Source organism: Pseudodesulfovibrio sp. S3, assembly GCF_004025585.1.
In the GTDB taxonomy this organism is placed as follows: Bacteria; Desulfobacterota; Desulfovibrionia; order Desulfovibrionales; family Desulfovibrionaceae; genus Pseudodesulfovibrio.
This window is the reverse complement of record NZ_QTZO01000020.1, coordinates 20,134-43,109: the sequence shown is the minus strand read 5'-3', so window position 1 is coordinate 43,109 and position 22,976 is coordinate 20,134. Positions and strand designations below refer to the sequence as shown.

Annotated in this window: 25 protein-coding genes; 12 read left to right on the top strand and 13 right to left on the bottom strand. The window is 58.1% G+C overall.

Going from position 1 to position 22,976, the window contains the following annotated elements:
- Positions 1–315: 315 nt before the first annotated feature.
- Positions 316–852, bottom strand: coding sequence for an isochorismatase family protein (locus DWB63_RS15215; RefSeq protein WP_164879913.1), 537 nt, complete (start codon positions 850–852; stop codon positions 316–318).
- Between the two features lie 167 nt (positions 853–1,019).
- Between DWB63_RS15215 and lptE the strand changes: the two genes are divergently transcribed.
- From lptE to lon, 5 genes are all read left to right on the top strand, one after another.
- Positions 1,020–1,517 carry an LPS assembly lipoprotein LptE gene (gene lptE / locus DWB63_RS15210; protein WP_128329713.1) on the top strand — a complete coding sequence of 166 codons (498 nt, stop codon included), beginning with the start codon at positions 1,020–1,022 and terminating at the stop codon, positions 1,515–1,517.
- A 15-nt stretch (positions 1,518–1,532) separates the two neighbouring features.
- A complete protein-coding gene (locus DWB63_RS15205) occupies positions 1,533–2,525 on the top strand; it encodes a DNA polymerase III subunit delta (protein ID WP_128329712.1) in 993 nt (330 codons plus the stop codon).
- A gap of 2 nt (positions 2,526–2,527) precedes the next feature.
- Positions 2,528–3,208 carry a DNA repair protein RadC gene (radC, locus tag DWB63_RS15200; RefSeq protein WP_128329711.1) on the top strand — a complete coding sequence of 227 codons (681 nt, stop codon included), beginning with the start codon at positions 2,528–2,530 and terminating at the stop codon, positions 3,206–3,208.
- Positions 3,209–3,481, top strand: a complete 273-nt coding sequence (locus DWB63_RS15195; protein ID WP_128329710.1) for an acylphosphatase — start codon at positions 3,209–3,211, stop codon at positions 3,479–3,481. It begins immediately after the preceding gene.
- Between the two features lie 131 nt (positions 3,482–3,612).
- Positions 3,613–6,147: an endopeptidase La gene (gene lon / locus DWB63_RS15190; protein ID WP_206613181.1), complete on the top strand. Its 2,535-nt coding sequence runs from the start codon at positions 3,613–3,615 to the stop codon at positions 6,145–6,147.
- A 62-nt stretch (positions 6,148–6,209) separates the two neighbouring features.
- On the opposite strand, the gene DWB63_RS15185 is transcribed toward lon, so the two are convergent.
- Both DWB63_RS15185 and DWB63_RS15180 read right to left on the bottom strand, forming a co-directional pair.
- Positions 6,210–7,295: a tetratricopeptide repeat protein gene (locus tag DWB63_RS15185; RefSeq protein WP_128329709.1), complete on the bottom strand. Its 1,086-nt coding sequence runs from the start codon at positions 7,293–7,295 to the stop codon at positions 6,210–6,212.
- Between the two features lie 213 nt (positions 7,296–7,508).
- Entirely contained in the window at positions 7,509–8,429 is a 921-nt protein-coding gene (locus DWB63_RS15180) for a tetratricopeptide repeat protein (RefSeq protein WP_164879912.1), read from the bottom strand.
- Between the two features lie 231 nt (positions 8,430–8,660).
- Here DWB63_RS15180 and DWB63_RS15175 point away from each other — a divergent pair, with 231 nt between their 5' ends.
- From DWB63_RS15175 to DWB63_RS15165, 3 genes are all read left to right on the top strand, one after another.
- On the top strand, positions 8,661–8,909 hold the full coding sequence (locus tag DWB63_RS15175) for a zinc ribbon domain-containing protein (RefSeq protein WP_128329707.1): 249 nt from the start codon (positions 8,661–8,663) through the stop codon (positions 8,907–8,909).
- 33 nt (positions 8,910–8,942) lie between these two features.
- Entirely contained in the window at positions 8,943–9,875 is a 933-nt protein-coding gene (hemC, locus tag DWB63_RS15170; RefSeq protein WP_128329706.1) for a hydroxymethylbilane synthase, read from the top strand.
- A 205-nt stretch (positions 9,876–10,080) separates the two neighbouring features.
- Positions 10,081–10,278, top strand: a complete 198-nt coding sequence (locus DWB63_RS15165; protein WP_128329705.1) for a hypothetical protein — start codon at positions 10,081–10,083, stop codon at positions 10,276–10,278.
- 447 nt (positions 10,279–10,725) lie between these two features.
- Here DWB63_RS15165 and cobT read toward each other — a convergent pair whose 3' ends face one another.
- The gene (cobT, locus tag DWB63_RS15160) at positions 10,726–11,793 is read right to left on the bottom strand and encodes a nicotinate-nucleotide--dimethylbenzimidazole phosphoribosyltransferase (RefSeq protein WP_128329704.1); all 1,068 of its coding nucleotides are present in this window, start codon (positions 11,791–11,793) and stop codon (positions 10,726–10,728) included.
- 158 nt (positions 11,794–11,951) lie between these two features.
- On the opposite strand from cobT, the gene DWB63_RS15155 reads away from it, so the two are divergent.
- A complete protein-coding gene (locus DWB63_RS15155; RefSeq protein WP_128329703.1) occupies positions 11,952–12,785 on the top strand; it encodes a WcbI family polysaccharide biosynthesis putative acetyltransferase in 834 nt (277 codons plus the stop codon).
- 91 nt (positions 12,786–12,876) lie between these two features.
- On the opposite strand, the gene DWB63_RS15150 is transcribed toward DWB63_RS15155, so the two are convergent.
- Positions 12,877–13,719, bottom strand: coding sequence for a class I SAM-dependent methyltransferase (locus DWB63_RS15150; RefSeq protein ID WP_128329702.1), 843 nt, complete (start codon positions 13,717–13,719; stop codon positions 12,877–12,879).
- Between the two features lie 220 nt (positions 13,720–13,939).
- On the opposite strand from DWB63_RS15150, the gene DWB63_RS15145 reads away from it, so the two are divergent.
- A complete protein-coding gene (locus tag DWB63_RS15145; RefSeq protein ID WP_128329701.1) occupies positions 13,940–14,296 on the top strand; it encodes a hypothetical protein in 357 nt (118 codons plus the stop codon).
- Between the two features lie 6 nt (positions 14,297–14,302).
- On the opposite strand, the gene DWB63_RS15140 is transcribed toward DWB63_RS15145, so the two are convergent.
- From DWB63_RS15140 to pyrR, 4 genes are all read right to left on the bottom strand, one after another.
- Positions 14,303–14,521, bottom strand: coding sequence for an Ada metal-binding domain-containing protein (locus DWB63_RS15140; RefSeq protein WP_241648882.1), 219 nt, complete (start codon positions 14,519–14,521; stop codon positions 14,303–14,305).
- A 202-nt stretch (positions 14,522–14,723) separates the two neighbouring features.
- The gene (locus DWB63_RS15135; RefSeq protein WP_128329699.1) at positions 14,724–15,326 is read right to left on the bottom strand and encodes a hypothetical protein; all 603 of its coding nucleotides are present in this window, start codon (positions 15,324–15,326) and stop codon (positions 14,724–14,726) included.
- Entirely contained in the window at positions 15,323–15,859 is a 537-nt protein-coding gene (thrB, locus tag DWB63_RS15130) for a homoserine kinase (RefSeq protein WP_128329698.1), read from the bottom strand. Before thrB ends, DWB63_RS15135 begins: the two co-directional genes overlap by 4 nt.
- 2 nt (positions 15,860–15,861) lie before the next feature.
- Positions 15,862–16,404, bottom strand: a complete 543-nt coding sequence (gene pyrR / locus DWB63_RS15125; protein WP_128329715.1) for a bifunctional pyr operon transcriptional regulator/uracil phosphoribosyltransferase PyrR — start codon at positions 16,402–16,404, stop codon at positions 15,862–15,864.
- A 165-nt stretch (positions 16,405–16,569) separates the two neighbouring features.
- On the opposite strand from pyrR, the gene DWB63_RS15120 reads away from it, so the two are divergent.
- Positions 16,570–16,917, top strand: a complete 348-nt coding sequence (locus DWB63_RS15120; RefSeq protein ID WP_128329697.1) for an IscA/HesB family protein — start codon at positions 16,570–16,572, stop codon at positions 16,915–16,917.
- A gap of 261 nt (positions 16,918–17,178) precedes the next feature.
- Positions 17,179–17,529 carry an IscA/HesB family protein gene (locus tag DWB63_RS15115; RefSeq protein ID WP_128329696.1) on the top strand — a complete coding sequence of 117 codons (351 nt, stop codon included), beginning with the start codon at positions 17,179–17,181 and terminating at the stop codon, positions 17,527–17,529.
- Positions 17,530–17,701: 172 nt separating this feature from the next.
- Here DWB63_RS15115 and rsgA read toward each other — a convergent pair whose 3' ends face one another.
- The 4 genes from rsgA to DWB63_RS15095 form a co-directional block, all read right to left on the bottom strand.
- Positions 17,702–18,778: a ribosome small subunit-dependent GTPase A gene (gene rsgA, locus DWB63_RS15110; RefSeq protein WP_206613180.1), complete on the bottom strand. Its 1,077-nt coding sequence runs from the start codon at positions 18,776–18,778 to the stop codon at positions 17,702–17,704.
- A gap of 609 nt (positions 18,779–19,387) precedes the next feature.
- Positions 19,388–20,272, bottom strand: a complete 885-nt coding sequence (locus DWB63_RS15105; protein ID WP_128329694.1) for a class I SAM-dependent methyltransferase — start codon at positions 20,270–20,272, stop codon at positions 19,388–19,390.
- A gap of 232 nt (positions 20,273–20,504) precedes the next feature.
- Positions 20,505–21,743, bottom strand: a complete 1,239-nt coding sequence (locus DWB63_RS15100) for an AMP-binding protein (protein WP_128329693.1) — start codon at positions 21,741–21,743, stop codon at positions 20,505–20,507.
- Between the two features lie 282 nt (positions 21,744–22,025).
- Entirely contained in the window at positions 22,026–22,826 is an 801-nt protein-coding gene (locus tag DWB63_RS15095) for an ABC transporter ATP-binding protein (RefSeq protein WP_128329692.1), read from the bottom strand.
- Positions 22,827–22,976 lie beyond the last annotated feature (150 nt).

Here is a 22,976-nt window from a genome sequence, read left to right as displayed (position 1 = left end):
GCCACCCCGAATCGATCAGCTTCTTGCCGCCGATCACCGGGCGGCCAAAATCCAAAGCCGCATTTTTTTGGTTCTTTTTTGGGGCGGCTCAGCCAAAAAAGAACCCCGCCGGGAGGGCAGAAAAAAAACATGGAGGAGCGATGAGCGACGGCTCTTCTTCAAACTTGCTGCAAGGGGAATACGCACACATCCGCGAAAAAGGACATGGAATGCCTTTGGGGCTACAAGCCCCAAACAATGCCTCTCGCGCCAAAGGCGCGCATCCCAAAACAAGAAGCCGCCCCCTGGGCGGCCTCCCTTATCTCATCAATCCGGTTAGTCGAAACAGACATTCTCCGCCGTCATCACCGTACAAAACCGCCGATGCAACGTCTGATTGTGGTGGGCCACAATCTGCCCCCCCGTAAGCACGCCATTGTCGTACGAAGTATGCGCATCGCCCACCAGCACGGATTTATAACCGTGCGCCAGGGCACTGCGCACCGTGGTATCCACACAGCACTCGGTCTGCAAACCGCAAAAGACGAGTTTCCTTGCGCCAAGCTGCTTCAGATTGGCATCGAAATCGGTCTTCCAGAAAGCATCGTAGGAAGTTTTAAATGTAATATGGTCCCCTTTCTTCGGGGCGATTTCCGGTCTGATAAGCCAATTGTGAGAATCCTTTTCAAAATCGGACCCCGCGCCCTCGGTGGTGTGCTGGATATAGTAGACCGGGACGTGCCCATGCCTGGCCGCAGCGATAAGACCTGCAATGGTCTTGAGGACACGCTCGCCCTCGAAAGGCTCGTATCCGGGGGTTTCGAACATGATATTCTGGACATCCACAACGACAAGAACAGTTGCACCTGACATGATTTTCTCCCTGCGGGTTGATGCTTCAAGGCCGGTTTTCACGCAAGTCCCGACACAGGTCAAGCCGCAAAACATAAAATCGGCCCGAATCCGCACTGCATGGTGTGGACCTTTGCGCGGATTCCCATTACCATGCCCCGAATCACTGAATTGCCTTGGAGAACCAAATGTCCCCTCTTCGTTATTTTACGCTTTTCATACTGCTCATGCTGGCCGGATGCGGCGGCTATTCCTTTGGCGAAGGCGATATATCCGTCCTCGCGCCCGAATACCGGACCATTGCCGTGGGAAAAATTTCCAATCCGACCACCCTGTCGTGGCTGGAACCGCGCGTACGCAAGCTGCTGCGCGACGAATTGAACAACCGGGGTTCAATTACGTGGGTGGATACAAAGGCCGGTGCGGATGCGGTCATTTCCATCGACATACAACGGTACAACCGGCCCACCGCCGTGGCTGGCGAATATGACGAAACCCTGCGTTCCGTGGCGATATTCCAATTCGAGGCGACCATCCGTTCCACCACGGACGATTCCGTGCTGTGGCGGTCAAGCCTGATCAATCAGGATTGGCCCTTCTTCACCGGCGACGAAGAGGAAGCGGACATGGAAGTCACCCGCCTCGGCATCAGACGACTGGCCGACCAGATGTCCCAAAACTACTAGGCAGCCCGCATAGCTATGACACGCCCAAGATTTTTCTTCCTCGTCTGCCCGGACCCCCAGCTCCTCAAGGCCCAGATCGACGAACGCCTCAGAACGTCCGGCCAGGACGGGTGGGAACGCAAGCCCTTCTGGGCCGACGACGAAGAACCGCTTCCCCAGACCTTCTGGACCGACCTGACCATCAAATCACTGTTCCCGCAACCCAAGGCGCTCATCCTGCGCCGCGCCCACACCCTCAAGGCGGACTACTGGGACAAACTCGACGCCTCGGTCAAAGGGCTGGGCAGCGACATCTATCCGTTTTTCTGCTTGGAAGGAGCATGGAGCGGCAAGAAAGCGCCTATCCCGCCGGCCCTGTCCCGCCGAGGCCTGTTCAAAAAGGCCAAGAATGAAGGATGGATATGGGAATCTCCAGGACTGGATCAACGTTCCCTGACGGATTTCGTCAAGGGCTGGGCCGCAAAAACCGGACTGACCTTCGAGCCGGGCGCGGGACAGGCACTGACCCATGCCCTGCCCACGGACGCCGTTGCCGCCCGGCTGGAACTGGACAAGATCGAACTGGCCGCAGGTGACGCCAAGGTGGTGCGCAAGGAGCACGTCTCCCTGGTGGCCCGGACCGGCGAGATGCCTTTTTTCGACCTCATGGATGCCCTGGGCCAGCCCGGTGCAGAGGCCTCTGTCTGGAAGCGGGTCATCGACGACCATTCCAAATCCGCCAAGGATCAGATGCTCTTCAACCTGATCGGTTTTCTGGCCAGCCAGGCGCGCATGTACTGGATGCTCGCCCACGGCGAAAAACCTGCCGGAAACCCCTACATGCTGCAGAAGAAGGCCCCTGTGGCGAAACGGCTGGGCGCAGCGGGCGTGGCCCGGATGATCGATCTGGCCATGGAAGCCGAACTCTCGCTCAAAACCGGCGAACGCAAGTATGAAGAGGCCCTGGACATGCTTATGGCCGGGCTGATCGATCTGTTCAGACCAAAACAACAACTCCGCCGCCACTGATCATGACACAAGACGCCCCCCACTACACCGGCCACCGCCAGCGCCTGAAGGCCAAACTCGCCGACAACAGCCGGGGACTGGCCGATTATGAAATTCTGGAACTGCTCCTTGCCCTGACCCTGCCCCGCCGGGATACAAAACCCCTGGCCAAGGAACTGATCGCCCGGTTCGGTTCCCTCAAGGACGCTGTCATGGCCCGTCCCGACCAGATCGAGACGATCAAGGGCGTGGGCGAATCCACCAAGGCACAATGGGTGCTGCTCCAGGAGCTTTATGCCCGACTGGGCGAAGCCCCGGCACGCCGCGGCGAATCCGTAACCGACCCGGAAGCGGTGGCCAAGGCCGCCATGGCCCGGCTCGGCAGCAAGGGCACCGAAGAATTCTGGGTGGTCTTCATGGACACCAAGAACCGTGTCATATCTTGGGAGCAGATCAGCAGGGGCACGACCAATGCCACGGCCATCTTCCCCCGCGAGGTCGTGGTCGCCGCACTCCGGCTGGAAGCAACCAATCTCATCCTGGTCCACAACCATCCGGGCGGCAGTGCCCAGCCTTCGGGCGAGGACACGCTGCTCACCGCCATGGTGGCCGAGGCGTGCAAGAGCCTGGATATAGCGGTCCGCGACCACATCATCGTCACGGACCACGACTATTACAGTTTCAACGAGGCCGGGAGGCTGTAGATGCAGCAGATTCACGCCATCGTGCACGGCAAGGTCCAGGGCGTCTGGTTCCGTGGCTGGACACGGGAAGTGGCCTTTGAAATCGGCATTAGAGGATGGGTTCGAAACCTGCCCGACGGCTCGGTCGAGACCCTGGCCCAGGGCAAACCGGATCAGCTCGACCAGTTCGAGACGCGGCTCAAACAAGGTCCGCCCCTGGCGCGAGTAAGCGGAATCGACATCAAGCGGACGGATGTTGACGCCCTCCTCCCCTCATTTGAGATACGCCGCTGACCTTCTCTCCTCTCGCAGGCAACCCCTCCCCTAAAAACACATATTTTACATTAATAATATACTTGCCAACCCGGATTGACGACATATTTGGGTAACACCGTCTGTTTTCACACAAATCAGAGGATATACCCTTGAGCAAAAAAAAGAACAAAACCCCTATCCGACCGTCGCACATCAAGCGCAGGAAACCGGGTACAGATAGCGTCGAATCCCCAGCCCGCCGATCCAGGCCGTCAAAACCCGGCAAAGGCGGAGCCAGCGAGGCATTGCCGGACATCATCGAAGCCCTGACAGCCCAGTCGGGAGGTTCCCTGTTCGGCGACGGCGACGACATGCCCAGCCCGAACCCGGCGGACATCCCACAGACACTGCCGGTGCTCGCCGTGCGCGACATCGTGGTTTTCAACTACATGATCCTGCCGCTCTTCGTGGGCCGGGAAAAATCCGTCCATGCAGTGGACGCCGCCCTTTCCGGCGATCGCTACATCCTCATCCTCACGCAAAAGGACGAGGCCGTGGAGGATCCCAGCCCGGACGAACTCTACACGACCGGCACCGTGGGCATGATCATGCGCATGCTGAAAATGCCCGATGGCCGTCTCAAGGTCCTGGTCCAGGGACTGGCCAGGGCCAAGGTCAAACGGTTCACTTCCAGCGATCCATACCACATCGCAGAACTGGAGCCGCTCATCGAGCCGGAAATCGGCACCCTGACCGCAGAGCAGGAGGCCCTGGTCCGCTCGTCCCGCGAGCAGTCCGAACGCATTCTTTCCCTGCGCGGCATATCGAGCCAGGACATCATGTCCGTGCTCAACAACGTGTCCGAACCGGGACGGCTGGCCGACCTCATCGCCTCGAATTTGCGCATGAAGGTGGAAGCGGCCCAGAAGATACTGGAATGTGTCGAGCCCATGAAGCGCCTTGAGCTGGTCAGCGATCAGCTTCTCAAGGAAGTGGAAGTGGCCTCCATGCAGAACAAGATCCAGACCATGGCCAAGGAAGGCATGGACAAGGCCCAGCGTGACTTCTACCTGCGCGAGCAGATAAAGGCCATCAAACGCGAGTTGGGCGATGAAGGCGACGAATCCGAAGAGATGGACGAGCTGCGGAAAAGCATCGGCACCAGCGGCATGCCCAAGGACGTGATGAAAGAGGCGTTCAAGCAGCTCCGCCGCCTGGACTCCATGCACGCCGAATCCTCCGAAGCCACGGTAATCCGCACCTATCTCGACTGGATGACCGAACTGCCGTGGAAAAAGCTTTCCCGCGACCGGCTGGACATCAAGAAGGCCGAGTCCATCCTCAACGACGACCATTACGACCTCGAAAAGGTCAAGGAACGCATCCTCGAATATTTGAGCGTGCGCAAGCTCAACCCCAAGATGAAAGGGCCGATCCTCTGCTTCGTGGGGCCTCCCGGCGTGGGCAAGACCTCGCTGGGCCGGTCCATCGCCCGCTCTCTGGGCCGCAAATTCCACCGCATGTCATTGGGCGGCATGCGCGACGAGGCCGAGATTCGCGGCCACCGGCGTACATACATCGGGGCCATGCCCGGCCGCATCATCCAGGCCATCAAGCAATGCGGCACCCGCAACCCGGTGATCATGCTCGACGAAATCGACAAGTTGGGTTCCGACTTCAGGGGCGACCCGTCCTCGGCCCTGCTCGAGGTCCTGGACCCGGAACAGAACTTCTCGTTCACGGACCACTACCTGAACGTGCCCTTTGACCTGTCCAAGGTCATGTTCGTGTGCACGGCCAACATGCTCGACTCCATACCCGGCCCGCTCATGGACCGCATGGAAGTCATCCGCATTCCGGGCTACACCGAACAGGAAAAAACCGTCATTACCCGACGCTATATCCTCCCCCGCCAGATCGAAGAGAACGGGCTCAAGAAAAATGAGCTGACCATCTCCGACAAGCTGTTGGCCAAGGTGGTGCGGGAATACACCCGCGAAGCAGGACTGCGCAACGTTGAACGTGAGATCGGCACCCTGTGCCGCAAAATGGCCCGTCAAAAGGCCGAAGGCGACAAGGGACCGTTCAAGATCACGGTCGGCAACCTGTACAAGCTGCTCGGTCCGCCGCGCTTCCTGGACGACGAGAAAGAGCCCACCCTGCCTCCGGGCGTGGCCGTGGGCCTGGCTTGGACCCCGTATGGCGGCGAGATACTGCATATCGAAGTGACCACCATGCCCGGCAAGGGCAAGCTGATCCTGACCGGCAAGCTCGGCGATGTGATGAAGGAGTCGGCCCAGGCTGCCCTGTCCATTGCCCGCGCCAGGGCGGATTCCTACGGCATTGACCCCAACTTCGCCGAGAACCTGGACATCCATGTCCATGTCCCGGCAGGTGCCACGCCCAAGGACGGCCCGTCCGCAGGCGTCACCCTGGTCACGGCCCTGATCTCCGCCCTGACCGACACGCCGGTCAGCCCCGACCTGGCCATGACCGGCGAAATCAGCCTGCGCGGACGCGTCCTGCCCGTGGGCGGCATCAAGGAAAAGATCCTGGCTGCGGTCTCACGCGGCATGAACAGGGTACTCATCCCGGCACAGAACAAGAAGGATCTGGCCGAGGTTCCTGAGGAGCTGCTCAAGCGCATCACCATCAAGACCATTGAAAAGGTGGATGAAATCTGGCCCCTGGCAAAATTGAAATAGCCTAAAGAACACAGCCGCAGCGGAGACCCGCTGCGGCTGTGTTCGTCTCCCGTATTCCCCGCCTACACCCCCACGGCATCCCGCCCCGGCAACCACAGATTTGCATCGGCCTGCCCTTCGGTGGCCGCATCCCGTTCCTCGGCCTCCAGGCTCTCTGCCTCGGCCCGGGCGCGCGCCCCGGCGTCATGGGTAAACGTCGATTCGCACAGCAGACCGGCCTGACGGGCCACACCGGTGGGGACCGGCGGCTTGCCGTAGCGCACCCTCAGGGCCGGATTCCCGGCCAGGGCGGAGATGAGCACCAGCAGATCGCGGGCCAGGGGCATGGCCGGATTCAACTCGAAACACCGGACGAGCGCGGTCATGCAGTCCCACCACTGGCCTTGCTCGTAATAGGCCCGGGAAAGGTTGTAGTAGAGATGGTCGTCCACTTCAGTATGCTGCAATGCCCGGCGGTAACAGATGACAGCGCCCTCGGGGAATCCGATCTTGCGCAGGCTGATGCCGAATTCGTTGAACAGGAATTGGTTTTTTCCGGAAAAAGGCGTCTTGAGCCGGAGCAGCTCGTTGAGCAGCGTCTTCCCCTTGGACACCCGACGAGCCAGGATGTATTCCTGCGCCAACCGGAACAGGGCGCGCACATTGGCCTCGTCGATCCGAATGACCGACCGCCTTACCCCCTGTCCCCGACCGCCTTCAACCAAATATTCTCCCTGGGAGGCCGCTGGCACAAGTCGGTCTTCAAAAACCGCGACCTCGGGAGAATACAGTGCAAGCAACTCTTCGACCTGAATCGACACCTCACTGCCGAAGGGAAGAAAGTCGCCGTCCACGCCGCGGACGGCATAGGCGGATTTCCCCACCTGCCGGACAAGCCAGTAGTGCACCGAGCCGTGGCCGCGCAGGGTGGTCCCCTGACCAGGATGGTGGGATTTCGCAGAGGAGAATATGCAGCAGACCTGACCTGCATGGCCCTGGACGGACATACGATGCAATCTGTCCCGGCCGTCCGGGGAAACGTTCCTGTCCTGTGTCATGGGATACCTTTTGCGGACCCTTCCCAGTCCGGCCCCATCCGCTCCGGCCCATGTCTTCCCCTGACACTGGCCAGAGACGGTGATGGTGTGACCGGCACGGAATGCGCCCACGCACTTTACAAAGTGGCTCCCGCAGACACCAAACGCCATCATAAGAGAAAAGCCGGTTCCGGCCCAACGACCGAAAGGCCTTTCCCACCCCTGAACTTCACCTTCTTATCGGAGGCTTGCAACAAGTCCTTTAGAGGGAAAAACAGCCCGAAATCAGAACACATGATTTCGGGCCGGAGTCGGAAAAAGCGGGACTGCCCATCGGAATGCGGGTCAATCGTCGCGGCCGTGCCGTTTGATTTCGATGGTGCCGACCTTCCCTGACCGGGCGCGGCCCGGTTCGATGGGCACCCCCATCAAACCTTCGTCCAACTTCAGCCTGCCGGTTCCGGCAGCCAGGATCTGCCGGGCACGCGAGGCCACATGGGGTGGCACCGGGGGCTTGTGGTACCGTTCAAGTCGGGCCGTACGCTCATCAAGTCCGATCATGACCCCGAAAAGGTTCCTGGTGGATTCAAGTTCGGGATTGAGCCTGTGAGACTGGATGAGATATTCCAGACATTTTTCCCAATCATTGTTCTCGTAATGGGCACGGGCCAGATTGTAATAAAGGTTCTCGTCGTCACCCACATATTCAAGGGCGCGTGAAAAAAAGGCGATGGCTTCGGGATACAGCCCGCTCTTTCTGAGCACGATTCCTAAGTCATTAAACAAAAATTGATTCTTGCCTTCAAAGTCCGTCTTGAGCCTGACCAGATCGCCGAGCAGTTCCCTGGCCCGATCCGTTTCATGGCGATTCAGATACACCAATCCGAGTCCGAACAGCGCGTTGACCACGTTGGCGTCGATGGTGCTGGCCTGAATATTCGTTTTCCCGCCCTGGGCGCGCATGGCCGGGATGACCAGTTCCTCGAAATAGGCCAGCTCGGGAGTGTAGTCGCCGGTCAGATCCGCGGCGGAGACGGACACGGCATCGAGGGAAGGGATATGGCGATCGTTGAGCGGCCTGGCCTTGAACTTGTCGCGCCCCGCCTGCTCCACGAACCAGAATGTCTGGCTGCTGCGCCCGCGTCTCGTGGTGGAAAAAACGCACCTGACCCGGCCCTCTGCCAGGTAGGACCAACCGGAAGGAGGCGGACTTCCGCCTTCTCCGACTCCGGAATCCAAATGCAGTGCAAAAAAATCGTCATCCATGTTCATCACCGGTACTGGCTGCTTGATCACAGGGCACTTGTCTACCCTTCCAGTATTCCACCTGTGACCACGCGTGTAAAGCAGTGTTTTGAGACCAAAGGTCTGGACATGGCCTACAACAGACTTACCTTGGTCGATGCCGGGCCGCAACGTTGCCAGTCCGCACCTTTTCAGCTATGGAATCCCTCTGCCGAACGGATTCGGCACAAATTTACTGTTTTGGAGCACACCATGCCCATATTCGAATACAAATGCGACGACTGCGGCCAGGAGTTCGAGGAACTCGTCTTTGACCGCGACGAATGCCCCCCCTGTCCCAAATGTGCATCCGCCAACACCGGCAAGCTCATGAGCGCGGTCCGGTCAAAGGTTGGCGGTTTTGCCCCGGATGCCGGAGGCGGCTCCACGCCGTCCACCCCGTCCGCGCCCTCTTCCGGCTGTGCAGGCTGTTCCGGCGGCGACTGCTCGAACTGCGGATAACCCCCACTGAAACAGACCAAGGCCATTACCATAATGAAGAAACTCACCATAGCCACCCGCGGCAGTGCCCTGGCTCTCTGGCAGGCCAACCACATCAAGGACTGTCTGGAAACCGCACACCCCGGCCTGTCCGTCGACCTGCTCAAGATCAAGACCAAGGGCGACATCATCCTGGACGTTCCGCTGGCCAAGGTCGGCGGCAAGGGACTTTTCGTCAAGGAGATCGAGGAAGCGCTCCTGGACGGTCGCGCCCAACTGGCGGTCCACTCCATGAAGGACGTGCCCACCGAACTGCCCGAAGGCCTGGAAATCGGCATCATCCCGGAACGCGAGGAACCTACGGACTCGCTGCTCTCGGTCAAATACGACGGCCTCAAGGGATTGCCCGAAGGCGCCCTGGTCGGCACCTCCAGCCTGCGCCGCCAGTCCCAACTGGCCACGCTCAGGCCCGACCTCAGGATCGAATCCCTGCGCGGCAACCTGGACACCCGCGTGAACAAGCTCCTCAAAGGCGACTTCGACGCCATCGTGGTGGCCACCGCCGGACTGAACCGACTGGGCCTGTCCGCACCCAAGCAGGAAATCCTCGGACCGCCGGACTTTTTGCCCGCCGTGGCCCAGGGAGCGCTCGGCATCGAGTTCCATTCGGACAACCAGGAAGTGCGCGACATGCTCGCCTTCCTGGACCACACGCCCACCAGACACCAGGTCATGGCCGAACGCGGCTTCCTGACCGGCCTTGACGGCGGTTGCCAAGTCCCCATTGCGGCCTGGTCCGTGATCGAGGGCGACCAGGTCAGACTGACCGGCTTCGTAGCCGACGTGGACGGCTCCCGCCCCATCCGCCTGATGGCAGAAGGCCATGTGGACAACGCCTGGGACGTGGGCATGATCCTGGCCGGAATGGTTCTGGACGCCGGAGGCAAGGCAATTCTCGACGAAGTCTATGCCCGGGAATCCAAATAGTTCGGACCCAGCTGCACTACTGACCGCTCCGACACCCTTTCCGACAGAGGACTAAAGATTTCTTTATATGAAAAAAATAAATAAAATCAAGCTATCGGGCAGCAAATGCGCCCGCATGGCCACCCCTAGCCTAAAGGTTTCTGAATATTTGCCGATAAAATCTGCAAGGAACATATTCACTACTCCATGCAAGGAGGTAAGAATCATGGAAGTTGCCGGTTTTGAAGTACAAGGTTCGAATTTGGCCGAACAGGTCAAGTCCATCCGCAAGGTCCGCTTGCAAAGACAGGTTCTGGAAAATCCGGAAATGGCCCGCGAACTCGTGAAGGTTGAGGCCACCGGAACATACAACGCCAAGGGTGACGTCATACAAGCCGTTACCGGAGACCTCGGAGATGCGTAGGGGCGTACAAAGCGCACCAAAAGAATAGGCCGGTCAGGTTAACTGACCGGCCTATTCTTTTGGTGCGCTTTGTAGTGCCGGCGGCCGACAGCGGCGCATCTGCACATTTTTCGGGCTTGCTCGATCCTCACCGTAGCCAGGCTACGCCTCCGGTTGAGCTGCACCCGAGAAAATGCACATCTGCACCACTCTCAACCACCTCGATGCACCGGGGGAAGAGAGCCGCTGTTGGGTGCCTTTGGCACCCAAATCGCTCCAATTTGGGAAAAAGGTGTGTAGCCCGCGGTAAGGGGGGAGACAAGTGATACAAGGGAAACACTCTGAAGAACCCCGCCAAGCGGCGTCACAAAGTTTTGGAAAGAGAGGGATGGGGGGCCTGGGGGGAAGGGAGAGGAGAACCTTTTTCAAAAGGTGTCCTCTCCCTTCCCTCCAGCCGCCGGAGGCAATCTAATCGCTTTCGGACACACCCGCATCGGCAAAGGTGGCCATGTCGTTGTAGATATTGGCTGCGGCTCGGACCAGGAACATGGCGCAGGCCGCGCCCGTGCCTTCGCCCAGGCGGAAGCCGAGATGGAGATACGGATCAAGGCCCATGGCCTTGACTGCTGCCGAGTGGCCCGGTTCGGCTGAGGCATGGCTGATCAGACAATAGTCCTTGACGTCCGGGCAAAGCTTCCAGGCGGCCAGATAGGCGGCCGTGGAAATGAATCCGTCCACACAGACGAGCTGACGATTCTTTGCGCCGCCCAGGATGAGTCCGGTCAGGGCGGCTATCTCCAAACCGCCGAGCGCGGCCAGAATCTCAATGGCGTCGCCGGAATCGACGGCGGCCCGGTTGACGGCCAGCCCCTTGCTGATTACTTCGACCTTGGAGGGCAGCTTGGCCTTGTCCAGACCGGCACCGGGACCGGTCATGATCTCGGGGTCCAATCCGAGATAGGCACTGTACAGGGCCGTGGAAGGGGTAGTGTTGGAGATGCCCATTTCACCGGTGCCGAGCACCTTGACGCCCTCCTCATGGGCACGGTCTGCCAGGGAAAGGCCGAGCAGCAATGCTTGCAGGCAGTGTTCGCGGGTCATGGCCGGGCCTTTGGCCAGATTGTTGGTACCGGGGGCGATCTTGGCCTGAATCAGGCTCGGATGGTCGTCGAACTTGCCGCCGCAGCAGCCTGCGTCCACCACGAAGAGTTGTGCACCCACCGTCTTTGCAAGGACATTGATGCCCGCACCGTCAGCCAGGAAATTGAGCACCATCTGACGGCTCACCTCCTGAGGATACGGGCTGACGCCCTCTTGGTAGACGCCGTGATCACCGGCCACGGTGTAGACGCGCATGGGGTCTACCTTTGGCGGTTGTCCTCCCTGGATAAGAAACAACTGAAGGGCCAACTCCTCCAGACGCCCCAGGCTGCCACGGGGTTTGGTCAGATTGTCGAGATGGGCCTGCCCCTTTTCGGCCAGGGTCCGATCCACGGGGCGGATGGAGTTCAATGCGTCCTTGAAACTATTTTCCATTGAGTTCAGTCCTCGGATTGGTGTTTTGGTTTCGCGTTTGGTTACATTCTCGCCCTACCCCTGTAAACCACCAATACAGACATTGCTGGGGCGACACTTCCGTGCTATCCAATCCGCACTGCTTTTCATTCACGATTTCAACCGCTTCCGGAGTCGATATGGACAGGAAACTCTGCATCGTACACGCCAACTGCCAGGGCGAACCGCTCATGGATCGCCTCGACTGCTGCCCGGAATTCCGGGAGCGTTACGAGTGCAGGCTCTACACCAACTACATTCGCGAACCGATCCCGGACCAGGAATTGGCCCAATGCTCCCTTTTCCTCTACCAACACCTCGACGCCGCATGGGAGGAACTGGCCTCTGAAACCCTGCTCGCCAAGCTGCCTGAAACAGCGCACAGTCTGTGCATCCCCAACATGTTCTTCAAGGGCTATTGGCCCACCTGGACAGGCAAGCAAGGCTTCGACTATCGATGCGAACTGCTCGACAACTACATCGACGCAGGCCTGCCGCCGGAAGAAACGGTTTTGGTCTACATACACACGGACATGGGAGCCAAGTTCGATCTGACATCGATGGTGGCAGACACCCTGAAACAGGAGCGGGAGCGCGAATCGCACACCCCGATCAAGTATGTGGATCTGATAAAGACAAACTACCGGAATATCAAACTGTTCAACACGATCAACCACCCCGGCCCCCTGCTCATGGATCACGCAGCCAAAGGCATTCTAGCCGAACTCGGCCTGCCTGCACCGGAAGAAGCGGCCCTTGGTGCGCTGGGCGACCCCTTCCCGGAATTCGAAGAACCCATCAATCCCAAGGTGGCCGAGTTCTTCGGCTGGGATTTCGCAGGGCCGGGCCGGAAGTATGAAATTTACGGCCGCAAGATGACCTTCACCCGCTGGGTGTCAAATTACGTGTTCGCACGGCAGGCCGGGGTCAGGGATTTCATCGCCTTCCTCCAAGGCGCCGACGTCGCCCTGTGACTCGGCTTGGGACAGCGGGCTCCCTGCAACGCCCACCACTCCCAATCCCATAACGAAAAAAGGCCCACGGCTGATGCTGCGGGCCTTGTCGTTACCCTTTCCTGCCTGACACCAGGGCCAGTCCCTGGTCGGGAACAGGCCAATCCGAGTGATGGACCACGTCGATGAAACCGGCCGACCGAAACAAGCCCTCCATCTCTGATGCCGTCCATGCCTTGGTGGTGCTCCTGTAGAGGACAGGTGCATCCTGCCCTTTGACCCACACCTGGAAGCACTGAAGGGAAACCCCTTCCTCCTGAAACCAATGGTTTTCCGTCAGGCAGACATACGGGGCCTCGGCGAACAGGCCGCCGGATTCGGCCCGCGTCCAGGTGTTCACCCCCTGGCCCACGGCCTGCACGGCGTGCACCCGCTGCCGCTCCACAAGCAGGCGGCCTCCGGGTGCCAGGGCTTCAAACGCCTTGACCAGTATTCGCCGGCACTGATCGGGCGAAAAAACATTCAACTCGCCGTAGAGCATCATGACCAGATCGAAGGGACCGCCCAAATCGGCCTCAACCACATCGCCGAGCCGAAACTCGCACCGGCCGGGAACACCGAACTCCTGCCGGGCGTGGTCTATCGACGCCGGGCTGAAATCCAGGCCGACATACCGGTGCGATACCCCGGCCAGACAACGGGAATACAGCCCCGGTCCGCAGCCGAGGTCCAGGATCGAGGCCGAAACCCCGGTCAAGACGTTCGCATTGATCCAGGCCACCTGGGATTCAATGACGTCCAGCTTGCGGCTGGCAAGATGATGGTCCTGGGAAAGGTGTTCCGCAAGGATGCGCCCGCTGAACGCAGGGTCGTTCCAGGGAATCTTGTACATCCCGTCCCACAGGGCACGGGCATCGGGGGGAATCATATCGGTATAGAACAAACTATTTTTCATTGTGCACTCCTCAACAAGGTGTTTTCAGGGTGTTTTTCAACAACACGCGACCACTGTCCGTATGGTGCGGCTAGGAGCACATGACCGGAGGCCTACCCCACCCCGAAAAACCCGTCAACCCGGAGCGGGAAAGCCCGGCCTGGAACCGGTTGCCGACCAATGTTAAGATTTCTCAAGAAAGTCCGATAGGAGATATACGCGACCAGCACGGAGGAAGGTCATGTATATCGAAATGGACAACACCCATATACAGGGCGGCTACGGCTTTGAGGGGCACCTCAGGGAAGTGGTGCAGGAACAGGCCGAACACCTGCTCGGCGACTTCGTGGAATTTTCCGACGAGGCCATCCAGGCGTTCAAGGAAGCCGCCATCGAACCTATCAAGAACGGCACCTTCAGCCTCAAGCAAATGGAACAGCGCATCAACGTGGTCCGCACCGAGATCGCCCAGGTCTGGAATTCCGCCCTGCCCGACGACGAGAAATACCGCCAGATTTCCGCCAAGGAAAACGAAATCTGCCTGCTCCAGGCCGGACAGTTCACCTTTGCCAGGGCCGGATTCACGCTGTCGGTGTGAGCCTTCTCATGGCTTGCAGATCTTGCAGGGCCGAAACCCTGCACCCAGCGCCTCCTGGCGCGAGGTAAAGACCACCGAACAGTTCTTGCAGTTGTAATACCGGCAAGCGGGCTGGTGAAAAATGTAGGAATTCCTGTTTCCGTGGTAGACTGTCGAGGCAGCCTGCGCCTCCCCCGGCAACCGTAGCGGAAAACTCCCAGCCGCGACGATCGCACCCGCAAGCATAAGCAGGGCGAGGATGGATGCCATAGTTTTTTTCATGATCCATCCACTACACCCCTGACAGGGAAAAATCCAGACCGGACCAATTGCCTCGGCAACTGGCGACCGCACGCTTGGAGCAATGGGATGCTCAAGGCCCTCTGCCTTGAACGGGACCTGGACAGCGTCCTGATCCTTCCGAAGGGAATCGCCGGAGCCAGGCGCTCTATTTCAGCCGCGGCGGCCCCAGCACGATCATCTCGGCAATGGTGTGGTCCACCTTGGGCAGTTGCCTGAGATGCTTGCCCACGAACTGCATCTCCAGCATGGCCAGGTCCTTGTACATGGGGGTGCGGTCCACGGTGGGGAGCGGGTCCATGCCCTGGGTCAGATCCTGACAACGGTAGCAGCCGGGGAAGCGGATTTCCTGGCCCGTGTTCCTGACCAGCATGTTCGGCACGCCGTGCATGCGGCAAATCATGAGCCGGTGCTCGTACAGCCCGCAGATGCCCTGGTCCTCGTCAATGTTGAGCGGACACATGATGTGCGGACGCTGACCACGAGACAAAGCGTCCTGCCCCTGCTCCACATAGGCTTGCGCCCTGGCCCTGATTTCCTCCAGCCGGTCGGCCGGGAGCTTGTTCAACCCTTCCCACATGTAGGCCCACTCCACGTAGGTGTGGTGCTGGAAGAAGGAAAGACAGCAGTTGTCGGTGCAGGCATCGCAACGCATTCCGATGGGTTCGGCCACCGCGTTGTATCGGGCGACCATCTTGTCGTATATGGCGGCCAGCTTGCGGAAAGAGGCCTTGGGGGTAAGCTTGTTCATGCGATCCTGATATGTTCGAGAATATGGTCGACGCACGCTTCGGGCGAGAGCTTGTCTGTTCTGACCGTGATGTCGGCGACCCTGCGGTACAACGGCTGACGCTCATTGTAAAGGTCCTGCATGGTCTTGCCCGGACCTATGGCCAGCCCGCGATTCTCGGCGTCCCCGACCCGCTTGATGAAGGTGGACTCGTCGATGTCGAGCAGCACTATCTTGCCGAGCTCCTTGAGCCGCTTCACGGCCCTGGGGCCATAAATGACCGAACCTCCGGTGGAAACAACCGTCCGTGTCAGATTCAGTTCAGAGACCAACTGCTCTTCGATGCGCAGGAATTCGTCCAGCCCGTAGGTGTCCATGATTCCCTGAAGCGGAAGTCCGTAATAGGACTCCATGTACCGATCCGTATCGAGCTGTCCCCAACAAAGCCGCCGGGCAAGCAATCCGCCCAGAGTGGACTTGCCGGCCCCGGCCATGCCCACCAGAGTGATGCACGGCTGCAGAATCTCGTCACGCGCCAGGGGAGTGAAGACCATCGCTACTCGCCCCGCACCAGACAGACGCGGTCCTCGCCGTCGCGCTCGACCACGAGCACGTTGACATGCTCGTCACCCAGGGTGTCCAGCCTCTTGCCCACGTAGTCGGCCTGGATGGGCAGCTCGCGGTGTCCCCGGTCCACCAGAACCAGCAACTCCACACGCTCGGGGCGGCCGTAATCGAGAATGGCCTCCAGCGCGGCCCGGATGGTGCGGCCGGAATACAGCACGTCGTCCACCAGCACGATGGAGCGCCCCTCCACCTCATACCCGATCTCCGAGCAATTGATGGTGGGAGACAGTTCCAGGTTGGTGGTCCAGTCGTCGCGATAGAGATTGATATCGAGCTTGCCGAGGGGCACCTTGCGGCCCAGGCGCTCGTCCAGAAGCAGCTTCAGCCGCTCGGCCAGGTCTGCGCCGCGCCGCTGGATGCCTATGATCGCCAAGGATTCATCATCCCCCCTGCGCTCATATACTTCAACGGCCAGTCGCTCGAGTGTCCGGCTCATTTCTTTCTCGGACAAAATGGTGCCGCAATCTTTCATCATATCGGCCTCGCATGGCTTTTTCGGTTCAAGGAACGTAGGAAATTAGCCCATACCCGAGGGGTGGTCAACTTCCACCAGACAGAATCGGCAACTTTGGATTTGACAAAGGGTGGTATAGACCTTACCTCTTCATTTCCCGACCACAATTAGGAGGATTTATACATGTTCGAAGTCACCGAAGCTGCCCAGAAGCAGCTGGAAGGCTATTTCCAGGACAAGGAAGCATCCCCCATCCGCGTCTATCTCGCGGCTGGCGGTTGAGCAGGCCCACGCCTGACCTTGGCTCTGGATGAGCCTACCGATAAAGACGAAGTGTTCGAGGCCGCAGGATTAACCTTCCTCATCGAAAATGAATTGCAAGCCCAGACCGGCAACATAAAGATCGACATGACCTACTACGGTTTCGTGGTCGAGTCTGAAAACCCGGTCGGCGGCGGTTCCGGCGGAAGCTGCGACTGCTCTTCATCAAGCTCCTGCGGTTCCGCAGGATCAGGCGGCTGCGGCTGCTAACGACTATAAGCTGCGACCTGCCGGGTTAAGTGAATTGTTGACGATTTTTCGCCGTACATGATCTTGCACCCCAGGCGCACGAAAAAAGGCCCGCACCAATGCGTACTCCGATACGCGACGGTTCCGGGCCTTTTTTTGCGCCCCGCGCTTCACATTTTCTCGCCATCCGGCCTTCTCTCCCTTTTTTTATTGCTTTTCTCTTTACAAGGAATAGATCATACTTATTCTCTTTGAAATACTATTTATCCCAAGGAGAACAACATGATCACTGTCACTGACTCAGCAAAACAGGAATTGACCAGATATTTCGACGGCAAAGAGATCCAGCCCATCCGCGTTCACCTGGCTGACGGAGGGTGCTCAGGACCGCGCCTGTCCCTGGCCCTTGACGAGGTCCGCGACGGCGACAAAACCGTTGAGCAGGATGCCTTCACCTTCCTTATCCAGGAAGAACTGGCCGAGGCAACCGGAGCGGTCACCGTCGACATGACTCAGTACGGATTCAATGTCGAATCCGAGAACCAGGTTGGCGGCGGCAGCGCAGGATGCGGCTGCACCTCGGCAAGCTCCTGCGGTTCCGCAGGCTCGGGCGGTTGCGGCTGCGGTCACTAATTGCGGCAAATGATTCAAGGCCATCCTTGAAACCGCAGATATCGCCTAGACAAAGACAGACCCGGACCCTTGCGCATTGAAACACGCAACGGGTCCGGGCCTTTTTTCATCCGGTTCAATCAGATCTCTGGCAATACAGGCCTGACTCTTTTCTGTGCCAGGATATGAATCTTTACCACTTCCGCGTGGTTTTCTTCATTTTCTTCACACGCATGGAAACACCTTTCCATCGTTTCTTTTCCACCCTGTCCGCACTGTTGTGTTGTCGATCAGAGAGGTAGTCGAGTTCCCGTTTCATCTTGTAGTAGCTTTCGAGCCGCTCCTGTGAAAGCTCCCCATTTGCGGCAGCTTCGAGAACACGACAACCATATGCATGCAGATGGCTGCAATCGGGGAAGCGGCAGCCCTGAGCCAACTGTTCGATATCTGCAAAGGCGCTTTCCACTCCGCCGTCATTGTCATAAAACGCGATTTCCCGGATACCGGGATTGTCGATCATCATCCCGCCCTGAGGCATGACAATCAGGTCACGCCCCGTTGTGGTGTGCTTCCCTTTGCCCACACTCTGGCTGACCGCTCCTGTCGACTGGATAGCTTCGCCATAGAGCCTGTTCAGAAGCGTGGATTTGCCTGCTCCGGACGAGCCGATCATGGTGACGGTTTTCCCTGAGGCAAGATACTGCTCAAGTTCGAGCAGTCCGGTTTCCTCGGACGCAGCCACGAGGTGCACGGGAACCCCGACAGCGATTTCCCTCACTTCGTCCGCACAGGCTCTCGGCGCATCATGCAGGTCCGCCTTGGTCAGGACGATCACAGGATGCAAACCGCAGTTGTAGACAAGGGTCAGATAGCGCTCGATCCGGCGCACATTGAAATCGCGGTCAAGGCCGCAGACAATGCATACCGTATCCAGATTGGCAGCCATGACCTGTTCTCCCGTGGCAGGGGCATTGTTCCTTCCACGGCCTCCGGCAGCGCCCCGCGCCAACATGTTCCGCCGAGGCAAAACCTTGGTGATGGTCAGGTCCTGTACGAGGACCCAGTCACCGACAACGGGATACAAAACCCCGGCATTGGCGGAAGCGGTCTGATAACGCAGTTTCCCGGATATCCTGACCTGGCAGGTCTCGTTGCCCAGACTCAGGATAAACTGGTTTTTATTCACACTGAAAACCCTGGCGGGAACACCCTGCCCTACAGCATGTTCCTGGAAAAAGGCATTCCACCCCATGGAGATAAGTGCCGTCATCCTTGAAGATTCTTCGTATGATTCAATTGTTCCATTCATTTGGTACCACCATTTCTTGATACTCCGACACCGCGGCAATAATAAGCACGATATCCCTGCCGCGTATCAGGGTTGTTCAACGGAAAGCAGGCAGTCCGGCTGCGGCAGCTACAAGGGACACGGATGTCCAGCAACCGGAATACTACATACTTGTCATGAATCGCAGGCAATGACACGTTGCCGACACAATGGGGAACACGAAAATAGACGGAACACCGAACAGTGGTCCGAAACGGCTCAAGCCGGGAGGAAAACAGAAGAATCCTCTTATGGAATCATAGGGTTCCGCCAGGGCCAGAACCAGATCATTCTGTGACCTACGTGCTACCTGTTGTCGGCAACGCGAGGAACAATCTCCAATGATCTCATGAACATAAAAACTCCTCGATGCGATTTTGATAAAACCTATACTTATATGAAAAACACGTACCCTCACAGAGAGCTTCACACAGGGACAACCACGGTACAAAATCCCGGCACACAGGAAAACCATGTTGTTTCTATTTTCCAAGGCATCCTCAAACCAGGAAAATGCTATTCCTTACCCGTGCAGCAGATGTTTTTGGAGGGCTAGCGCAGTCCTAGTTTTTTCTTAAAATAACTCCTGCACACTCGTTTGAATTCACGGGAACTAATGTCGTCCTTTCTCTCAAACACAGGGACATACGTCCTGGTGGGGCGCCTGTATGTCGAAAGGGAAGCTATGTCATACCCCAGGTTGCCGTACATGGTGCTCATATAGCTGCCTTGGTATGGCAGCTGAAAGTCTGCATCCTTCGTCTTCTTCATGGCATACAGCAATCCAATGCTGCTTATTTTTGTCCAGTCCATGATCTCGATTAATTCGCTGGACATGGGAAGAAGCCAAGAATATTTCCCGGACTCCTTTATGGAGGAATGGGCTGTTACGATGAAACTGGAAAAAAGAATTTCATACCCGTTGGCCGCAGCAATATCTTCGTAAAAGGAAGGCTCAAACAAATAGTACCCATTCGTATTGAACATCTGCTGGCAATGGATAAATATGCCGCCGGGGCGACAGACCTGATGCATGGTTCTGTAGACTTCAGACACATTGAAGATATGCTCTGCACATCCGAAATCAGTCACCAGGTCGTATTGACCCCAATGCGAATCGTCCATGAAAGGGAAATTAAGGTCATGCGCAATAGCCTTGTTGTCTCCATTCATGTCAAAACACGCATAGTCCTCAAACCCCAACAAAGAATAGAGCCTTTCAGCAAAATAGCATTTGCCGCGGTCTTCCCACCCCCATTCCTCAAAATTCTTTTCCTGGAATCCATCAACTCCGTATGATTCCATAAGATTCTTAAAATCATCAAAGGTGAGATGCAACTCTTGTGAACCGATTTCGAGCACTTTCTTCTTGCCCTCGAAATGCTTGTCCTTCCAAAGCCCCACTATAGCTTGAACAGCCGGAAAACTAAGTCCCACTGATTTTCTCCTTCATTGAACAGAACTGATACCGTTTGTCGGATGCAGTAACAAACTGTGCCTACAGCCGCAAGAACAACCAACTCGGAGTACGCATACCACGTATTGACACTTCGAAGGAGCCTGGAGAATTGAAGGCAAATCCTTGCCCCGCTCCAGCCCACCAAAAAGGGCGATGCTCTTGGCACCGCCCAGTTCGATTAGGACCGCAATCCCGGCTGACAAACCGGAGTTAATCGAAAGTCCTTGCATCGACAAGACGGGGTGCGTTCTCCGGCAATGTGCCGGGCGCAACTGTCTCGACGACAGGTCTCAATTTCATGATCGCCTGAAAGTCGGCGATGAACTTTTCCTCGTCAATGGGCTGTGCGGTTTCCACCGCGACCACCAACTCGTCTCTGCCCATAACACTCTTTACCCGAATCTGCCAGCCGGAAATATCCGGATGCTTGGCAAAAACCGCCCCAGCCTGGCCGGGATAGACAAACTGCCCTTTCACCTTGGCGGTATCGTCTGCGCGGCCCTTCCAGCCCGTCAGTTTTCGGGCAGTCCGGCCACACGTGCACAGAGCCGTATCAATGGAGGAAAGATCGCCCGTGGCCAGGCGCACCAGGGGATAATCGGTGAAAAACGGCGTGACCACCACCTCGCCCAGCTCGCCGTCGGGCAGGGGCAATCCCGTGGCCGGATCGCATATCTCGACGTGGCGGTAATTGGACAGGTGCATGCCGCCCAGTTCCATGCACTCGTAGGCGATGCAGCCCACGTCCGCCGTGCCGTAACCCTGGCGGACGGTGATGCCGAACATCTCCTCCACCTCGGCGCGCAACGCTTCGGACAAGGGTTCGGCTGCCACATAGGCCTTTTCCAGATGGAAATCCTCTCTGAGATCAAGACCTGCCGCCAGGGCCTTCTGGCCGATGATCTTGAGGTAGCTGGCCATGCCCACAAAGGCCGTGACCGGCAGGCTCGTCAGAAACTCGATCTGTTTTTCGGTATTGCCGGGCCCGGCCGGAATGACCGCGCATCCGATGTCCCGAAGCGGCTCCTCCAACATGAGGCCCGCCGGGGTCATGTGATAGGAAAAGGTCATCTGGGCCAGATCGCCTGGCCGGAATCCGGCGGCGAAGAACCCCTCGGACCAGGCCCAGTAGTCAGGTTCCACGCCCTCGGGATCAAAAATGGGGCCGGGGGACTGGTAGATGCGCCCGAGCTCGCCGGGCGTACAGTTGAGGAACCAGCCGATGCCGTGTTCCTTTTGCCACTTGATGATGTCCTTCTTGCGCAGGGGCGGGATCTTGCCGTAATCGTTCCAGTCCTTGAAATCCTTGGCACAGGCGCCCATGGCTTGCAGGCGCGCCTGGAATTCGCCCGAGGCCCTTTCCGCCTCCATGAGCACCTCCCGGACACCCTTCCACTTGCGCTTCATCCGCTTCTCGCGCGGCTCGGTCTCATACTCGGTGTAATACATCAAGAATGCCTCCGGCGGCTTAGGGAACATTTTGAAAAAGGTTCCCTAAGAACCCTCCAAAACTTTTTATCGCTCCGCCTATCGGCGGAGAGTCCTGCCTGAAATCACCCTGTGTTCGCTGTACGACAGATGGAAAATTATTTCTACCACGACACTCATTCTTCACAACCAGGACCTCAACCTAATACCCAAAAAAACACTTAGAGGCTTGTGAGAGTGGGTCAACTGTGCATTTTCTCGCGGCCGTAACAACCGCGAAAAATGTGCAGAGGGCCCCTGCCGTCATCCGAGCCAACGTTTTCTTCTGCGATAGTGCTTTACATCCCGGTAGCTTTTTTTGGCCCCGGCATGTCCCATGCCCAGGTAGAACTCCTGCACGTCCGGGTTGTTGAGCAGGTCGGACGCCTTGCCGTCCATGACCACTCGACCGTTTTCCATGATGTAGGCGGATTCCGCCACGGACAGGGCGGCCCGGGCGTTCTGCTCCACGAGCAGGATGGTCACGCCCTCTTTGCTGTTGAACTTCTTGATGATGTCGAAGATTTCTTCCACCAGCAACGGAGCCAGCCCCAGGGACGGTTCGTCAAGGAGGAGCAGTTTGGGCTTGGCCATGACCGCGCGGCCGATGGCACACATCTGCTGTTCGCCGCCGGACATGTATCCCGCCAGTTGTTTGCGCCGCTCCTTGAGACGCGGGAAATATTCGTAAACCAATGCCAGGGAGTCGGCAATTTCTGAACGCGGGCGGGTGAACGCCCCGCATTTGAGATTCTCCTCCACGGTCAGGTCTTCGAAGATGCGACGGCCTTCCATGACCTGGAAAATGCCCTTGCGTACGATCTTTTCCGGGACAACCCCTTGAATGGGTTCGCCCCGGTACAAAACGACACCGTCCGTGACCTTGCCGTCCTCGCATTGCAGCAGACCGGAAATGGCCTTGAGCGTGGTGGACTTGCCCGCCCCGTTGGCCCCGAGCAGGGCCGTGATCCGTCCCTCGGGACAGGCCAGGGACAGCCCCTTCAGGACCAGGACCACGTCGTTGTACACGACTTCCAGATTCTCTACCTTCAGAATATCACTCACACTTGCCTCCGGCGGCTTAGGGAATCTTTTGAAAAAGGTTCCCTAAGAACCCTCCAAAACTTTTTGTCGCGCCGCTGGGTGGACATACGGAATCATCCGGGGCGCAGGCGGCGGTTGTCTTCGTTCTCAAGAGGCGCGACCTTCGCGGAC

Bases quoted from the DNA above. Each gene is read 5' to 3' on its own strand.
- DWB63_RS15215 (WP_164879913.1), bottom strand. From the start codon at position 852: ATGTCAGGTGCAACTGTTCTTGTCGTTGTGGATGTCCAGAATATCATG.
- lptE (WP_128329713.1), top strand. From the start codon at position 1,020: ATGTCCCCTCTTCGTTATTTTACGCTTTTCATACTGCTCATGCTGGCC.
- DWB63_RS15205 (WP_128329712.1), top strand. From the start codon at position 1,533: ATGACACGCCCAAGATTTTTCTTCCTCGTCTGCCCGGACCCCCAGCTC.
- radC (WP_128329711.1), top strand. From the start codon at position 2,528: ATGACACAAGACGCCCCCCACTACACCGGCCACCGCCAGCGCCTGAAG.
- DWB63_RS15195 (WP_128329710.1), top strand. From the start codon at position 3,209: ATGCAGCAGATTCACGCCATCGTGCACGGCAAGGTCCAGGGCGTCTGG.
- DWB63_RS15180 (WP_164879912.1), bottom strand. From the start codon at position 8,429: ATGGATGACGATTTTTTTGCACTGCATTTGGATTCCGGAGTCGGAGAA.
- DWB63_RS15175 (WP_128329707.1), top strand. From the start codon at position 8,661: ATGCCCATATTCGAATACAAATGCGACGACTGCGGCCAGGAGTTCGAG.
- hemC (WP_128329706.1), top strand. From the start codon at position 8,943: ATGAAGAAACTCACCATAGCCACCCGCGGCAGTGCCCTGGCTCTCTGG.
- DWB63_RS15165 (WP_128329705.1), top strand. From the start codon at position 10,081: ATGGAAGTTGCCGGTTTTGAAGTACAAGGTTCGAATTTGGCCGAACAG.
- cobT (WP_128329704.1), bottom strand. From the start codon at position 11,793: ATGGAAAATAGTTTCAAGGACGCATTGAACTCCATCCGCCCCGTGGAT.
- DWB63_RS15155 (WP_128329703.1), top strand. From the start codon at position 11,952: ATGGACAGGAAACTCTGCATCGTACACGCCAACTGCCAGGGCGAACCG.
- DWB63_RS15150 (WP_128329702.1), bottom strand. From the start codon at position 13,719: ATGAAAAATAGTTTGTTCTATACCGATATGATTCCCCCCGATGCCCGT.
- DWB63_RS15145 (WP_128329701.1), top strand. From the start codon at position 13,940: ATGTATATCGAAATGGACAACACCCATATACAGGGCGGCTACGGCTTT.
- DWB63_RS15140 (WP_241648882.1), bottom strand. From the start codon at position 14,521: ATGCTTGCGGGTGCGATCGTCGCGGCTGGGAGTTTTCCGCTACGGTTG.
- DWB63_RS15135 (WP_128329699.1), bottom strand. From the start codon at position 15,326: ATGAACAAGCTTACCCCCAAGGCCTCTTTCCGCAAGCTGGCCGCCATA.
- thrB (WP_128329698.1), bottom strand. From the start codon at position 15,859: ATGGTCTTCACTCCCCTGGCGCGTGACGAGATTCTGCAGCCGTGCATC.
- pyrR (WP_128329715.1), bottom strand. From the start codon at position 16,404: ATGAAAGATTGCGGCACCATTTTGTCCGAGAAAGAAATGAGCCGGACA.
- DWB63_RS15115 (WP_128329696.1), top strand. From the start codon at position 17,179: ATGATCACTGTCACTGACTCAGCAAAACAGGAATTGACCAGATATTTC.
- rsgA (WP_206613180.1), bottom strand. From the start codon at position 18,778: ATGACGGCACTTATCTCCATGGGGTGGAATGCCTTTTTCCAGGAACAT.
- DWB63_RS15100 (WP_128329693.1), bottom strand. From the start codon at position 21,743: ATGTATTACACCGAGTATGAGACCGAGCCGCGCGAGAAGCGGATGAAG.